The 15,001-nt window shown below is 72.9% G+C and carries 16 protein-coding genes; 2 read left to right on the forward strand and 14 right to left on the reverse strand.

What is annotated here, in order from left to right:
• Positions 1 to 18: 18 nt before the first annotated feature.
• The 8 genes from der to IE99_RS0100220 all read right to left on the reverse strand — a co-directional run bounded on the left by der (position 19) and on the right by IE99_RS0100220 (position 6,071).
• On the reverse strand, positions 19 to 1,413 hold the full coding sequence (gene der / locus IE99_RS0100185; protein ID WP_030144787.1) for a ribosome biogenesis GTPase Der: 1,395 nt from the start codon (positions 1,411 to 1,413) through the stop codon (positions 19 to 21).
• Positions 1,414 to 1,443: 30 nt separating this feature from the next.
• A complete protein-coding gene (cmk, locus tag IE99_RS0100190) occupies positions 1,444 to 2,106 on the reverse strand; it encodes a (d)CMP kinase (protein ID WP_030144788.1) in 663 nt (220 codons plus the stop codon).
• Positions 2,107 to 2,185: 79 nt separating this feature from the next.
• Complete coding sequence (locus tag IE99_RS0100195; RefSeq protein ID WP_030144789.1) at positions 2,186 to 3,280, reverse strand: prephenate dehydrogenase; 1,095 nt, start codon at positions 3,278 to 3,280, stop codon at positions 2,186 to 2,188.
• Positions 3,277 to 3,639 (reverse strand): chorismate mutase, encoded by a 363-nt coding sequence (aroH, locus tag IE99_RS0100200; protein WP_030144790.1) that lies wholly within the window; start codon positions 3,637 to 3,639, stop codon positions 3,277 to 3,279. Before aroH ends, IE99_RS0100195 begins: the two co-directional genes overlap by 4 nt.
• A gap of 44 nt (positions 3,640 to 3,683) precedes the next feature.
• Positions 3,684 to 4,415, reverse strand: coding sequence for a pseudouridine synthase (locus IE99_RS0100205; RefSeq protein ID WP_030144791.1), 732 nt, complete (start codon positions 4,413 to 4,415; stop codon positions 3,684 to 3,686).
• Positions 4,412 to 4,990, reverse strand: a complete 579-nt coding sequence (scpB, locus tag IE99_RS0100210; RefSeq protein ID WP_030144792.1) for an SMC-Scp complex subunit ScpB — start codon at positions 4,988 to 4,990, stop codon at positions 4,412 to 4,414. Before scpB ends, IE99_RS0100205 begins: the two co-directional genes overlap by 4 nt.
• Positions 4,983 to 5,858, reverse strand: a complete 876-nt coding sequence (locus tag IE99_RS0100215) for a segregation and condensation protein A (protein ID WP_425423779.1) — start codon at positions 5,856 to 5,858, stop codon at positions 4,983 to 4,985. The genes scpB and IE99_RS0100215 overlap by 8 nt, the downstream gene beginning before the upstream one ends.
• 18 nt (positions 5,859 to 5,876) lie before the next feature.
• Entirely contained in the window at positions 5,877 to 6,071 is a 195-nt protein-coding gene (locus tag IE99_RS0100220; RefSeq protein WP_342666172.1) for a helix-turn-helix domain-containing protein, read from the reverse strand.
• Positions 6,072 to 6,096: 25 nt separating this feature from the next.
• Between IE99_RS0100220 and tnpA the strand changes: the two genes are divergently transcribed.
• Complete coding sequence (tnpA, locus tag IE99_RS0100225) at positions 6,097 to 6,513, forward strand: IS200/IS605 family transposase (RefSeq protein ID WP_030144795.1); 417 nt, start codon at positions 6,097 to 6,099, stop codon at positions 6,511 to 6,513.
• A gap of 146 nt (positions 6,514 to 6,659) precedes the next feature.
• On the opposite strand, the gene IE99_RS0100230 is transcribed toward tnpA, so the two are convergent.
• The 6 genes from IE99_RS0100230 to IE99_RS28680 all read right to left on the reverse strand — a co-directional run bounded on the left by IE99_RS0100230 (position 6,660) and on the right by IE99_RS28680 (position 13,589).
• On the reverse strand, positions 6,660 to 7,268 hold the full coding sequence (locus IE99_RS0100230) for a SecDF P1 head subdomain-containing protein (protein ID WP_157609935.1): 609 nt from the start codon (positions 7,266 to 7,268) through the stop codon (positions 6,660 to 6,662).
• A complete protein-coding gene (locus tag IE99_RS0100235) occupies positions 7,250 to 8,131 on the reverse strand; it encodes a ParA family protein (RefSeq protein WP_425423784.1) in 882 nt (293 codons plus the stop codon). Before IE99_RS0100235 ends, IE99_RS0100230 begins: the two co-directional genes overlap by 19 nt.
• Before the next feature lie 130 nt (positions 8,132 to 8,261).
• A complete protein-coding gene (locus tag IE99_RS0100240; protein ID WP_030144798.1) occupies positions 8,262 to 9,236 on the reverse strand; it encodes a site-specific tyrosine recombinase XerD in 975 nt (324 codons plus the stop codon).
• A 189-nt stretch (positions 9,237 to 9,425) separates the two neighbouring features.
• Positions 9,426 to 10,073 (reverse strand): NUDIX domain-containing protein, encoded by a 648-nt coding sequence (locus IE99_RS0100245; protein ID WP_030144799.1) that lies wholly within the window; start codon positions 10,071 to 10,073, stop codon positions 9,426 to 9,428.
• Positions 10,070 to 11,758, reverse strand: coding sequence for a CTP synthase (locus tag IE99_RS0100250; RefSeq protein WP_030144800.1), 1,689 nt, complete (start codon positions 11,756 to 11,758; stop codon positions 10,070 to 10,072). The genes IE99_RS0100245 and IE99_RS0100250 overlap by 4 nt, the downstream gene beginning before the upstream one ends.
• Positions 11,759 to 11,879: 121 nt before the next feature.
• Complete coding sequence (locus IE99_RS28680) at positions 11,880 to 13,589, reverse strand: coiled-coil domain-containing protein (RefSeq protein ID WP_037558408.1); 1,710 nt, start codon at positions 13,587 to 13,589, stop codon at positions 11,880 to 11,882.
• A gap of 172 nt (positions 13,590 to 13,761) precedes the next feature.
• Between IE99_RS28680 and pip the strand changes: the two genes are divergently transcribed.
• Positions 13,762 to 14,727: a prolyl aminopeptidase gene (pip, locus tag IE99_RS0100260; protein WP_030144801.1), complete on the forward strand. Its 966-nt coding sequence runs from the start codon at positions 13,762 to 13,764 to the stop codon at positions 14,725 to 14,727.
• The last annotated feature ends 274 nt before the right edge of the window (positions 14,728 to 15,001 follow it).

Genomic DNA, 15,001 nt, shown 5'->3' on the forward strand with positions numbered 1-15,001 from the left:
CGCCGCGCGCGGACACCTTTACTTCCTGCCCTTGCCCCGCTTCTCGCGGATCTTCATCGTGATGTCGAGGGGCGTCCCGGCGAAGCCGAACTCCTCGCGCAGCCGCCGCTCGATGAACCGCCGGTACCCCTCCTCCAGGAACCCGGACGTGAACAGCACGAACCGCGGAGGGCGCACCCCCGCCTGCGTCGCGAACAGCACCCGCGGCTGCTTCCCGCCCCGGATCGGGTGCGGGTGCGAGTTCACCAGGTCGGCGAAGAACTGGTTGAGCTTGGACGTCGGGACGCGCGTGCTCCACCCCTCCAGCGCCGTCTCGATGCCCGGCACCAGCTTCTCCATGTGCCGGCCCGTCTTCGCGGAGATGTTCACGCGGGGCGCCCAGCGCGCGTTGTGGAGCTGCCGGTCGATCTCGCGCTCCAGGTAGTGGCGGCGCTCCTCGTCCAGCAGGTCCCACTTGTTGTACGCGACGACCAGCGCCCGGCCCGAGTCGACCACCATCGAGATGATCCGCAGGTCCTGCTCGGCGAGCGGCTCGTCGGCGTCCACGAGGACGACCGCGACCTCCGCCCGCTCCAGCGCCGACTGCGTCCGCAGCGTCGCGTAGAAGTCGGCGCCCTGGTTCTCCCGGTGCCGCCGCCGGATCCCCGCCGTGTCGATGAACCGCCACGTCTTGCCGCCGAGCTCGATCAGCTCGTCGACCGGGTCGCGGGTCGTGCCGGCGACGGAGTCGACGACCGCGCGCTTCTCCCCCGCCAGCTGGTTCAGCAGGCTCGACTTGCCGACGTTCGGGCGGCCCAGCAGCGCCACCCGGCGCGGCCCGCCCGCGTCCTCGAACGTCTCCGGCGGCGCCTCCGCCGGCAGCGCCTCCAGCACCGCGTCAAGCAGGTCGCCCGAGCCGCGCCCGTGCACCGCGCTGACCGGATGCGGCTCGCCGATGCCGAGCGACCACAGCGCCGCCGCGTCCATCTCGCCGGCCTGGTCGTCGACCTTGTTGGCGGCCAGCACCACCGGCTTGCCGGACCGGCGGAGGATCTCCACCACGGCCTCGTCGACGTCCGTCGCGCCGACCGTCGCGTCCACCACGAACATCACCACGTCGGCGAGGTCGACCGCCAGCCGCGCCTGCTCGGCGATCGCGGCGGCGAGGCCGGACGCGTCCGGCAGCCACCCGCCGGTGTCGACCACCGTGAACCGGCGGCCCGACCACGTCGCGTCGTAGGCGACCCGGTCGCGGGTCACGCCCGGGACGTCCTCGACGACCGCCTCGCGGCGGCCGAGGATCCGGTTCACCAGCGTGGACTTGCCGACGTTCGGGCGCCCCACCACCGCCACCACCGGCGCCGGACCGGTGTCCCCGTCGAAGTCGTCGACGGCCGGGCCGGCGACGGCCGTCTCCATCTCGTATTCGCTCACTGTGCCATCCCCGCGGGCGCCGGGCGCCCGCTACTCCTGCTCTTTGGCGAGGCGGACGACCGCCTCGATGACCTCGCCGAGGTCCATCTCGGTCGAGTCGATCTCGTGCGCGTCCGCCGCCTTCGCCAGCGGGGACGCCTTCCTGGTGGAGTCGAGCCGGTCGCGGCGGGCCTGCTCGGCCTGCGTCACGGTCACCGACGCGGCCGGGTCGGCCGCCAGGTCCTTCGCGCGGCGCTCGGCGCGGGCCTGCTCGCTGGCGGTCAGGTACACCTTCACCGGCGCGTCCGGCGCGACGACCGTGCCGATGTCGCGGCCCTCCACCACGATCCCGCCCTCCCCGATGATCTCCCGCTGGAGGGCGACGAGCCGCTCCCGGACCGCCGGGACGCGGCTGACCGCGCTGACCGCGTTCGTGACCTCCCGGCCGCGGATCGGCGCGGACACGTCCGTGCCGTCCACCGTGATCGCCGGGGCGGCCGGGTCGGTGCCGGACACCAGCACCGGCTCGCCCGCGCGGGCCGCGACGGCCTCCGCGTCCTCGACCGGAACGCCGGCCTGGAGCATCCACCACGTCATCGCCCGGTACATCGCGCCGGTGTCGAGGTAGCGCAGGCCGAGGGCCTTCGCGACCCCCTTGGACGCGCTGGACTTGCCGGACCCGGACGGGCCGTCCATGGCGATGACGAGCGACACGATCGCTCCCTTTCCTTCACTCGGCGGGGGTGGGACGGGCGGCGATCTCGCCGGGAACCCGGTCTCTCAGGCTACCGGCCTATCGCCCCGGAACCGACCATCCGCGGGCGCGCAGCTCCGTGGCGAGGCGGTCGGCCGCCTCCGGCACCACGGAGATCTGCAGGACGCCGACGGGACGGCCCGGGGAGTGCTCGATCGTCACGTCCTCGATGTTGACCCCGGCGATCCCCGCCGCCTGGAAGATCATCGCCAGCTCGCCCGGACGGTCCGGGATCACCACCGGGACCTCCGCGTACTCCGGCGCCCGGCCGCCGTGCTTGCCCGGGATCCGGGACCGGCCCGCGTTGCCGCGCAGCAGCAGGTCCGCGACGTGCGTCGCGGCCTCCTCGCTGCCGTCCCGCAGCAGCGAGGCCGCCACCGCGAGGTCGGTCGCGACGGCCTCCAGCACGTCCGCGACCGGCTCGGCGTTCGCCGACAGGATCCCGATCCACAGCCGGGGGTCGCTCGCCGCGATCCGCGTCACGTCCCGGACGCCCTGCCCGGACAGGCCGAGGGCCACCTCGTCGGCGCCCGTCAGGCGCGCCGCGACGGCCGCCGACACCACGTGCGGGCCGTGCGACACCAGCGCGACCGCCCGGTCGTGCTCCGCCGCGTCCACCGTGACGGGCATCGCGCCGCACGCCTTCACCAGCCCGGTCACGACCGCGACCACCGCCGGGTCGGCGCCGTCCGTGGGGCACAGCGCCCACGGACGGCCGAGGAACAGGTCGGCGCGCGCCGCGCCCGGACCGGACCGCTCGCTGCCCGCCAGCGGATGGCCCGCCACGAACACCGACAGGTCGCAGCCCAGCTCCGCCGCCTGCGCCAGGGGCCGCGCCTTCACGCTCGCCACATCGGTGTAGGCCGTCGCGAGGCCGCGCTTCTGCGCGTCCAGCAGCGTGACCGCCACCGCCGCCGGCGGCACCGCGAGCACCGCGAGATCGGCCGGCTCCCCCCGCGCGCCGTCCGGCAGCGCCGTGCCCGCGCCCAGCTCGACGGCCAGTTCCAGCGCCGCCGGGTCCCGGTCGGTCAGCAGCACCTCCGCGTCGCGCTCGCGCATCGCGAGCGCGACCGACGTGCCGACCAGGCCCGTCCCGACGACCACGATCCGCCGCGGCACCGCGTCCGCGTTCACTGCGCGATGTCCAGGCGAAGGGCCGTCGCACCGCGCAGGTACACGTGCTGGACGTCCGCGCGGGGGCGGCCGGTCTCCACGTGCGCCATCAGCCGGATCACCCGCGGCAGCGCGTGCGGGACGCCGATCTCGCTCGCGCACAGCAGCGGCACCTCGTGGAAGCCCAGCTTGCGCGCGGCCAGCGCCGGGAACTCCGCCGACAGGTCCGGCGTCACCGTGAAGATCACGCTGATGACGTCGTCGGTGCTCAGGCCGTTGCGGCCCATCACCTCGCCGACCAGTTCCGTCGTCGCCTCCAGGATCTGGTCCCGATCGTCGGCGTCGACCTGCGTCGCCCCTCGGATCGCGCGTACCGCCACTGTCCCCGTCCCTCCTGCGAAACCTTGTCCTGCCGACCGGAAGCCTAGAGATCCACGGCCTTGTAGAGCGCGCCGATCTCGTGCACGGTCAGCGCCCGCATCCCGCCCGGCTTCAGCTGGCCGAGCTTGATCGGCCCGAACTCTATTCGGGCGAGCTGCTGGACGGGGAACCCGACCTCCTTCAGCAGCCGCCGCACGATGTGCTTGCGCCCCTCGTGCAGGGTGATCTCCACCAGGACGCGCCGCCCCACCTGGTCGAAGATCCGGAACCGGTCGGCCTTGGCGGGGCCGTCCTCCAGCTGCACCCCGGCCTTCAGCCGCTTGCCGAGGTCGCGCGGGATCGGCCCGTGGATCTCCGCGAGGTAGGTCTTGAACACCCCGTACGACGGGTGGGTGAGGCGGTGCGACAGCTCCCCGTCGTTGGTGAGCAGGATCAGCCCCTCGGTGTCGGTGTCGAGCCGCCCCACGTGGAACAGCCGCTCCGGCACGTCGACGTAGTCGGCGAGGGACTTGCGGCCCCGCTCGTCCGACATCGTCGACACCACGCCACGCGGCTTGTTGATCATGTAGTAGCGCATCTCGGAACGGGTCTCGACGCGCTTGCCGTCCACATGGATGACCGCGCGCTCGGGGTCGACGCGCTCGCCGAACCGGAACACCCGCTTCCCGTTGACGGTGACGCGGCCCTCGCCGATCAGCTCCTCGCAGTGGCGGCGGCTTCCGATCCCGGCCTCGGCCAGGACCTTCTGCAGCCGCACACCCTCGTTCTCGCTCACTTTTCCTCGATCAGATCGTCGGGCAGGTCGTCGGGCAGGTAAGGGGCGAGCTCCGGCAGCTCCTCCAGGGAGCGCAGCCCGAGCCGCTCCAGAAAGTACCCGGTCGTCCGGTACAGGTGCGCCTGGGACTCGGGCTCCTGCCCGGCGTCCTCGATGAGGCCGCGCAGCGTCAGCGTCCGCATGACGCCGTCGCTGTTCACCCCGCGGATCGCCGACACCCGCGCGCGGCTCACCGGCTGCCGGTACGCCACCACCGCGAGGGTCTCCAGCGCCGCCTGCGTCAGCCGCGCCTGCTGGCCGTCGGTGACGAACCTCTCCACGACCGGGGCGCACACGTCCCGGGTGTAGAACCGCCAGCCGCCCGCGACCTCCCGGAGGTCGAACCCCCGGCCCTGGCCGGTGTACTCCGCCGCGAGCTCGCGCAGCGTCGCGGCGACCTCGCCGCGCGGCCGCTCCAGCAGCTGCGCGAGCGTGATCTCGGCGACGGGCTCGTCCACCACGAGCAGGATCGCCTCGATGGACGCGCGCAGCGTCGGCTCCGCCCCCGGTTCCGGCGCGCCGGGTCCGTCAGTCATCCTCGTCCCGTCCTTCTTCCGCGTCCTTCTGTTCCGCGTCCTTCTCCGGGGCGCCCTCGTAGTCGTCGCCGACCTCGATGGCGCCCTCGTCCGTCCCCGTCCAGGTGACGTGGAGCTCCCCGAGCGCCTCGACCTGCTCGAACGCGACGACCTGCTCCCGGTACAGCTCCAGCAGCGCGAGGAACCGGGCGACGACCTCGTAGGTGCCGTCGGCGTCGGCCGCGAGGACCCGGAACGTCGTCCGCCGCAGCCGGCGGAGCCGCTCCACGACGATCGCGGCCTGCTCCTTCACGCTGGCCTTCGGCTGGTACATGTGCTCGACCGACACCGCCGGCGGCGCCTTCGGCGCGACGGCCTTAGCGGCGAGCCGCGCGAACTCCTCCGGCCCGAGGCCGAGCAGCACCTCCGGCAGCAGGTTCGCGAACCGCGGCTCCATCGGGACGAGGCGCGGGAACCGCCGGTCCTGCTCGGCGATCCGGCCCGCGAACATCTGCGCGACCTCCTTGTACGCCCGGTACTGCAGGAGCCGCGCGAACAGCAGGTCGCGGGCCTCCAGCAGGGCGAGGTCGTCCTCGTCGTCGACCTCCCCGGACGGCAGCAGCCGCGCCGCCTTCAGGTCGAGGAGCGTCGCGGCGACCAGCAGGAAGTGGCTGGCCTGGTCGAGGTCCCAGTCCTTGCCGTGCGAGCGGATGTGCGCGATGAAGTCGTCGGTGACCTTGTGCAGCGACACCTCGGTGATGTCGAGCTTGTGCTTGGAGATCAGCCCGAGCAGCAGGTCGAAGGGGCCCTCGAAGTTGCTGAGATGGACACGGAAACCGGACGCCTCGGCGCTCTCGGGTTCCGTCGGCGTCTCGTCCACGTCACCCACGTTGACATCCTCTCCGTCCTAAAGGACGGAGATTCCCTCCACGCTGCGCGTGGACCGCGCGGCGTCCGAGATGTACGGCAAGCCCTGCTCGCATGCATCCTGCCGCAGGCGCAGCCCGTCGTTGAACACCGCGCGGGCGCACCCGAACGCCCGAGCCAGTTCGATCTGCCGGCCGGGCGCCGGATAGACACGGAACGGGTACCGGAGCTGCACGAAAAGCACTCTACCATGTTGGTTTATGGCTGAACTTCCAAACATTCGTACCGGCAGACATTGCGTTTTCGCGATGCACGTCCACTTGGTCTTCGTCACAAAGTTCCGGCACGAGGTGTTCACCGATCGACACCTGGCCCGGATGGAGCAGATCATGCGGGACGTATGCGCCGACTTCGAGGCCGAGCTGGTCGAGTTCAACGGCGCGCACGACCACGTGCACCTCCTGGTCGACTTTCCGCCCAAGATCGCGGTGGCCCGGCTGGTCAACAGCCTCAAGGGCGTCTCCTCCCGCCGCCTACGACAGGAGTTCCCCGACCTTGTACACCACTACTATCGAACCAACAAACTCTGGTCGGGCTCGTACTTCGCGGGCTCTGTCGGCGGGGCACCGCTGAGCGTCGTGAAGCAGTACATCGAGCAGCAGAACCGTCCCGCTTAAGACACTGCTCGGGTCCAGCGGCCCTCCCAGCGCCGGCCTTCACCCCTGGCCTGAAGGCCGGAGCACTGGCCCGCATTCCGGTAGCGGAGGGCGGCACGGTGCTCACCGGACCCATCATCCCATGCCCCGCGGGTCGTCCGGGACGATCAGGCGGGCCTGCGGGCGGTCAGCCGCTCCACGAGCCCCTCGACGTCTTTCCGGGCGAACTGCCCCGAGATCACGACCTCCGGCCCGGCGATCCGCTGCATGATCATCGGCGCGGAGAGCACCCGTCCGCCGACGATGATCGCCACCTGTCTGCCGGGTCGATCCTCCGGGACCGCGGCGGCCTTTCCGGACAGCTCGGCGAACTCGGCCGCGTCAGCGGGGGTCAGCTTGATGGCGACGCCCCAAGTGGTCTGCCCGTTCTTCCCGTCCGGATAGACGAGCCGGACGTCCTCGACCTGCTGGACGACCATCCCGGCGGGGGCGAGCCAGTAGCAGGTCGTGCCGGTCTCGGCGGGGATCGCCCCCGCCTTGCACGGTGCCGTCTCGGTGGCGGACACCTGCCGGAACGTCACGGGCGCCCGCAGCCGGGCGGGCTCGGCCTTCGCCGGCTCGTCGTCGTCCAGCAGCAGGTGCGAGACGACGACCGCCCCCGTGAGCAGCACGGCGGCGGTGACCGCGGCGACGATGACGAGGACGGCGCGCCCGGTCGGCGGCGCGTCCGGAGGGAGGGCCGCCGGCGGCTCCGGGTTCACTCCAGGCCCGACCACCGGGCGAGGACCTCACGGGCCAGACCGCGGTAGGCGTTCGCCCCCATCGAGTTCGGGTCGAAGTACGTGATCGGCTCGCCCGCGACGGTCGCGTCCGGGAAGCGGACCGTCCGGTTGATCACCGTGTGGAAGACCTTGTCGCCGAACGCCTCCACAATCCGGCCGAGGACCTCGCGGGTGTGCAGCGTCCGGGAGTCGTACATGGTGCCGAGGACGCCGTCGATGACCAGCTCCGGGTTGATCCGGCCCTGCACCTTGTCGATCGTCTCCATCAGCAGCGCCACGCCCCGCATCGCGAAGTACTCGCACTCCAGCGGGATCAGCACGCCCTCGCTGGCGGCCAGCGCGTTCACCGTCAGCAGGCCGAGCGACGGCTGGCAGTCGATGAGGATGTAGTCGTAGTGCGGGATGGCCGACTTCAGCGCCTGCTGCAGGATGTACTCGCGGCCCACCTCGTGGACGAGCTGGACCTCCGCGCCGGACAGGTCGATGTTGCTGGGCAGCAGGTCCATGCCGTCGACGCCGGTCTCGATGACCACGTCCTGCCACTCGGTGTCGTGCTCGAGCAGCAGGTTGTGGATCGTGACCTCGAGCTGGCGCGGGTCGCCCTTGCCGAGCCCGACGGACAGCGCGCCCTGCGGGTCGAAGTCGACGAGCAGGATGCGGCGGCCGTACTCGGCGAGCGCCGCGCCCAGGTTGATGGTCGTGGTGGTCTTGCCGACCCCGCCCTTCTGGTTGCAGATCGCGACGATCCGCGCGGGGCCGTGCTCGGCCAGGGGTTCCGGGTCCGGGAACACCGGAACGGGTCGCTGCGTCGGCCCGAGGCCACGGCTCGGGTCGGTCTCAATGGTCGCGGAGGCCAGAACACCCTCCGCTCCCTGTCTGCTGGTCACCAGATCCCTCCCCGGCGGCCCGGAAATGCCGTCCAGAACGGCGACTCTAAGCGCCTGACCACCACGACTCAAGGCGACGCGCGCCGATAGGCGGGAATTGTCATCCGGCCGGCCGGTCACGGGCGCGCGGATGGGACGTCGCGTACACCTCGCGCAGCAGCCGGACCGTCACCAGAGTGTAGACCTGCGTGGTCGTCACCGAGGCGTGCCCCAGTAGTTCCTGGACGACCCGCACATCCGCCCCTCCGTCCAGCAAATGGGTCGCGAACGAATGGCGGAGCGTGTGCGGGGACACCTCCGACAGCCCGGCCCGGTCGGCGGCGGCGCGCAGCACCATCCAGGCGCCCTGCCGCGACAGCCGGCCGCCGCGCGCGTTGAGGAAGAGCGCCGGCCCGCCGCGCCCCGCCCGCGCCAGTTCCGGGCGGGCCCGCACCAGGTACGCGTCGACGGCCTGCCGCGCGTAGTCGCCGATCGGGACGATCCGGGCCTTGCCGCCCTTGCCGGCGACCCGCGCGAAACCCTCCGCCAGGTCCAGGTCGTCCACGTCCAGGCCGACGGCCTCGGAGATCCGCGCGCCCGACCCGTACAGCAACTCCAGCAGCGCGCGGTCGCGCAGGCCCCGGGCGGCGGCCCCGGCGCCGTCGTCGCCGGGCCCGGCCGCGACCGCGAGGAGCCGCTCCACCGCCTCCAGCGAGATCGCCTTCGGCAGCCGCCGCGGCGGCGCGGGCGGCCGCACGTCCGCCGCCGGATCGCGGGGCGCGAGCCCCTCCCGCAGCGCGAACCGGTGCAGGCCGCGCACGGCGACCAGCGCCCGTGCCGCCGACCCGGCCGACAGCGGCGGATGCCCGGCGTCACCGTCCCGCAGCCCCGTGAGGAAGGCGCGGACGTCGTCCTCGGTGATCTCGGCGACCGCCGTCCGCCCCCGGTCCGCCTGCACCTGCGCGTAGCGGCGCAGGTCGCGCCGGTACGCGGTGAGCGTGTTCGCGGCGAGGCCCCGCTCGACCGCCAGATGCCCCAGGTAGGCGCGCACCGCCTCCCCCAGCGCGGACCCGGCGGCGGTGTCGCGCTCGGGGATCGGCTCGGTTCGCGGCGGGACGCCCCCGCGGGATGTGCCGGGAGACGGGCCGGGGGACGTGCCGGGAGACAGGGCGCACCTCTTCAGCGGTCGGCGGGCCGCCCGGCGAGGGCGGGGACGAGCCCATCATGCCCCCTGGGACGGACACCGCGGACGTCATCGGCCCGCCCCGCCCCGGCATGTCGCGCGTCAGCCCTCCGGCGCGTCCGCCGGGCGCAGGCCCCGGAAGCCGTCGGCGCGGGCCGCGTGCGCCGCCAGCACGCCGATCGAGGCGATCATGTTGCGGATCTCCCCGGCGAGCACCTTGCGGACGGCCTCGTCCAGCGGCACCCACACGATCGGCATGTCCGCCTCCTCGTGCACCCGCACGAAACCGATCTCCGCCTCGGGGACCTCGGTGAGGTCGCGGGCGAGGAAGACGCGGATCCGCTCGTCCGACATGCCGGGCGACGGCAGGACGTCGATCAGCGTGTCCCACCGCCCGGCCCGGTACCCGGCCTCCTCCAGCAGCTCCCGCTCGGCGACCTCGTGCGGCGGCTCGCCCGCCACGTCCCGCAGCCCGGCGGGCGCCTCCCACAGCAGGTGCCCGGCGGCGTGCCGGTACTGGCGCAGCAGCAGCACGCGGTCCCGGTCGTCCAGCGCGAGGATGCCGACGGAACCGGGATGCTCGATGACGTCGCGGGCGACGACCTCGGTGCCGCCGGCCGACGGCATCTCGACCCGGTCGCGGCGGACGCTGAACACCCGCCCGGCGAACTCGGTGGAGCTCTCCTCGACCGGCCACCGCTCCGGGACGTCGCGGACGTCGCCGGGGCCGAGCCCCGGACCGGCGCTCACTCCCCCACCGGGACCGGGTCGCCGGACCGGCGGGCGTCGGCGTACCCGATCGCCGCGCCGATCAGTCCCGTGAACAGCGGGTGCGGCCGCGTCGGCCGGGACCGGAACTCCGGGTGCGCCTGTGTCCCGACGAAGAACGGGTGCGCCTCCCTCGGCAGCTCGACGTACTCGACGAGCCGTCCGTCCGGCGACAGGCCGCTGAACCACAGGCCCGCCCTCTCCAGCCGGTCGCGGTAGGAGTTGTTGACCTCGTAGCGGTGGCGGTGCCGCTCCGACACCTTCGCCTCGCCGTACAGGTCCCGGACGAGGGAGCCCTCGGCGAGGTCGGCCGGGTACAGCCCGAGCCGCATCGTCCCGCCCATGTCCCGCTCACCGGCGACGACGTCGACCTGGTCGGCCATGGTCGCGACCACCGGGTGGGCGGTGACCGCGTCGAACTCGGCGCTGCCCGCGCCGTCCAGCCCCGCGAGGTTCCGGGCCGCCTCGATCACCATGCACTGCAGGCCGAGGCAGATGCCGAGCAGCGGCAGCCGCGTCTCGCGGGCGTGCCGGATCGCGCCGAGCTTGCCCTCGATGCCGCGGACGCCGAACCCGCCGGGGATGAGGACGCCGTCCACCCCGTCCAGTTCCCGCGCCGCGCCCTCGGGCGTCTCGCAGTCGTCGCTCTTCACCCAGCGGATGGTGACCTTCGCGTCGTTCCCGAACCCGCCGTGCCGCAGCGCCTCCGTCACCGACAGGTACGCGTCCGGCAGGTCGATGTACTTGCCGACGAGCGCGATCGTGACCTCCCGGGCGGGCCGGTGCACGCGGCGGAGCAGCTCGTCCCAGCCGCCCCAGTTCACGTCGCGGAACGGCAGCCCGAGCCGCTGCACCACGTACGCGTCCAGCCCTTCGGCGTGCAGCACCTTGGGGATGTCGTAGATCGACGCGGCGTCGACGGCGGACACGACGGCCTCGCGGTCGACGTCGCACATCAGGCTGATCTTCTGCTTGAGCCCGTCGGTGATCGGCCGGTCGGAACGGCACACGATCGCGTCCGGCTGGATGCCGATCGAGCGCAGCGCCGCCACCGAGTGCTGCGTCGGCTTGGTCTTCAGCTCCCCGGACGGCCCGATGTAGGGCAGCAGGGAGACGTGCAGGAAGAAGCAGTTGTCGCGGCCGATCTCGTGCCGGATCTGCCGCACCGCCTCCAGGAACGGCAGCGACTCGATGTCGCCGACGGTCCCGCCGACCTCGGTGATGACGACGTCGACGTCGCCGTCGTCCGCCATGCCGCGGATGCGGTCCTTGATCTCGTTGGTGATGTGCGGGATGACCTGGACGGTGTCCCCGAGGTACTCGCCGCGCCGCTCCTTGGCGATCACGTTCGAGTACACCTGGCCGGTCGTGACGTTCGCCGACCCGTGCAGGTCGGTGTCGAGGAACCGCTCGTAGTGCCCGATGTCGAGGTCGGTCTCCGCCCCGTCGTCGGTGACGAAGACCTCCCCGTGCTGGAAGGGGTTCATCGTCCCGGGGTCGACGTTGAGGTAGGGGTCGAGCTTCTGCATCGTGACCCGCAGGCCCCGCAGCGTGAGAAGCCGCCCGAGGCTGGACGCCGTCAGTCCCTTACCAAGGCTTGAGGCGACACCGCCGGTGACGAAGAGATGCTTGGCAGAACGTGACCTGCCACTGGCTGCCGAAGGCAAGAAGGCGCTCCCGTGGTCGTAGCAAGGCGGACGTACGTCCACGGGCCACCAGGATAACAGCCGCCCGCCGGTGCCAGGCCCCCGACCTGCGGGAGGAGCCCTCTCGCCCCCGCGCCGCGGGCTACACCCTCGGCGCCGCGGTCGGCATGATCGTCCTCAGCTGGCGGGTGAGTTCGTCGATCAGGGAGCGCGCCTGGTCGGCGGCGTTCCGGGCGGCGTCGCGCTCCTGGGACAGCTCGGCGATCTGGGCGCGCTGCTCGGTGACGGCCTGGGCGAGCTGGTCGACCCACTGGTCTCGCTCGGCGAGCTTCTCGGCGACGGCGTCGCGCTCGGCGGCCATCTGGCGCATGCCGGCCACGGCCTTGTCGCGCTCCCGGCCGGCCTGGTCGGCGCGGCCCCGGGCGATGGTCAGCTCGGACTCGGCGCGCGCCTGGGCCTGGACGGCGGCCTCGCGGGCCTTGACGGCCGCGTCGCGGTCGCGTTCGGCCTTCTTCGCCGCCTCCAGGGTCTGCGCGGCGGTGTCGAGGGCCTGCTGCCGCTCGGCCTCGGCGGCGTCCGCGCGCCGGTCGGTCTCCTGCGCGCGGCGCTCGGCGTCCTGGACCCGTCGCTCGGCGTCCTGGGCCCGGCGGTCGAGCTCCTGGGCGCGCCGCTCGGCCACCTCGGCGCGGCGGCGGGTCTCCTCGACCTCCTGACCGGCGGCGACCACGGTGTGCTGGAGGTTCTGCGCGGTCATCTCGGCGTCGGTGACCTTGGCGCGCAGCCCGGTCAGCTCGCCGTGCGCGTTCTCCAGCGCGCGGGACAGCTCGGCCGCCTGGTCGGCGACGCGGTCGCGCTCGGCCTCGGCGGAGCGGCGGCCGGCGACGGCGTCCTCGACGGCGCGCAGGGCGTCGTCGCGGGCCTCGCTCATCGCGTCGCGCTGCTGGATGGCCTGCCGGACGGTCGCCTCGGTCTCGGCGACGCGCCGCTCGGCCTGCTCGGCCTGCGCCTGCGCCTGGTCGAGCTGGGCGCGCAGCTGCTCGGCCTGGGCGCGCGCCTGGTCGGCCTGGACGCGGATCTGCTCGGCCTGCTGGCGGGCCTGCTCGGCCTGGGCCCGGCCCTGCTGGGCCTGGTTCCAGGCGGCGGCGGCGTCCCGCTGCGCGTTCTCCTTCTCGGTCTGGAGCGCGGCGATCTGCTGGACGGCCTCGTTCTGCATCTCGGCCGCGCGGCGCTCGGCGTCGGCCGCCTGCCGCTCGGCGTCGGCGGCGCGGCGCTCGGCCTGCTCGGCCTGGCCGCGGGAGCGCTGGACCTCGCCCCACGCGGCCGCCGCGTCCCGCTGCGCCGATTCCTTCTCGGCCTGCACGGCCGTGAGCTGCGCGGCGGCCTCGTTCTGCGCCTCGGCCGTGCGGCGCTCGGCCTCGACGGCGCGGCGCTCGGCCTGCTCGGCCTGGCCGCGGGAGCGCTGGACCTCGCCCCACGCGGCCGCCGCGTCCCGCTGCGCCGACTCCTTCTCGGCCTGCACGGCCGTGAGCTGCGCGGCGGTCTCGGTCTTGGTCTCGCTGACCTTGCGCTCGCCGGCGGCGAGCGCGTCCCCGATGAGGTCGGCCATCTGCCGGAGCCGCTCGACGATGTCCCAGGGCTGCGCCTCGGGCTGGTCGGCCTCGCGGCGCGCCTCCGGCGGCCGGGACGACTCGCCCGGCGGCGCCGGCATGGGGGCCGGTTCGGCCATCGGTCTCGGCTGCTGGAGCGCCGGGACGTGCATGTCGGGTTTGCGCCCGGGGTCACGCCCCATGACGGGCCACGGGGAGGCGTCCGGGACGCCGCGCGAACCACCCGATCCGTTGAGTTCGCTCACTGGTCTCCTCGTCCGACCGCACCGGACCTCATGCTCGCTTCACTCCTCGCCCGCCGGCTCGTCGCTTCGCTCACAGGGCACTCTAGTGCCGCCCGGTGGAACGTTTGCCCTGTTTGTGGTTTGCTTTCGCGATCCTCGCAGGGTACGCGAGCGGGTGGAACAATTCGGCTCCATGGAACCTCGCTCGTTGTACCCACCGATCGAACCCTACGACTCCGGGCTGCTGACCGTCGGCGACGGCGACAAGATTTACTGGGAAGTCTGCGGAAACCCCGCAGGTAAACCGGCCGTGATGCTGCACGGCGGCCCCGGCGGCGGCTGCGTCGCCGACCATCGCCGCCAGTTCGATCCCGAGGCGTACCGGATCGTGCTGTTCGACCAGCGCAACTGCGGGCGGAGCCTGCCGCACGCGAAGGACCCGGGCGTGTCCCTGGACGCCAACACCACCTGGAACCTCGTCGCCGACATGGAGCGGCTCCGCGAGCACCTCGGGATCGAGCGGTGGCTGGTGTTCGGCGGCAGCTGGGGCAGCGCCCTGGCGCTGGCGTACGCGGAGACGCATCCGGAGCGCGTGACGGAGATGGTGCTGCGCGGCGTCTTCACGCTGCGCCCGTTCGAGCTGTACTGGTTCTACCAGGAGGGCGCGTCGCTGCTGTTCCCCGATCTGTGGGAGAAGTACGTCGAGCCGATCCCCGAGGACGAGCGCGAGGACCTGATGTCGGCGTTCCACGAGCGCCTGAACTCGCCGGACCCGGAGGTGCGGATCGCGGCGGCGAGGGCGTGGTCGACGTGGGAGGGCGCGACGCTGACGCTGCGGCCGGATCCGGGGCTCACGGCGGAGTTCGGGGAGCCCGACTACGCGGTCGCGTTCGCCCGGATCGAGAATCACTACTTCATGCACGGCGGCTTCTTCGAGGACGAGCAGCTCATCCGGGACGTCGAGAGGATCCGGAACATCCCGGCCGTCATCGTCCAGGGCCGCTACGACGTGTGCACGCCGATGGCGACCGCGTGGGACCTGCACAAGGCGTGGCCGGAGGCGGAGTTCCACATCGTGGACGACGCGGGCCACGCGTTCACCGAGCCGGGCATCCTGCACCGGCTGATCGAGGCGACCGACCGTTTCGCCCGCTCCTAGCGCGGGACTGTTTCCGGACCCTGTGACCGTTTCGGACGGCCGGTCCGGAACGGGGGTCGCGGAGTGGGGCGGGGACGCCGCCGGACCTCCGCGAACCCCCGACCTCGCGCGGCCCGGCGTGACGCCCGCCGCACCGCGCGCGTTGACCTGCGATCATGTGAATCACATCACATAACCGATATGGAAAAGCTCCCGCCGGGCCCGCATAGATCATTCACGAGGTCCTAGCGGTGGTCCGGGGGGCGATACCGCGCGCCGGTCGCCATCGCTCCTG

This window comes from Spirillospora albida (assembly GCF_000718255.1).
Classification (GTDB): Bacteria; Actinomycetota; Actinomycetes; order Streptosporangiales; family Streptosporangiaceae; genus Spirillospora; species Spirillospora albida.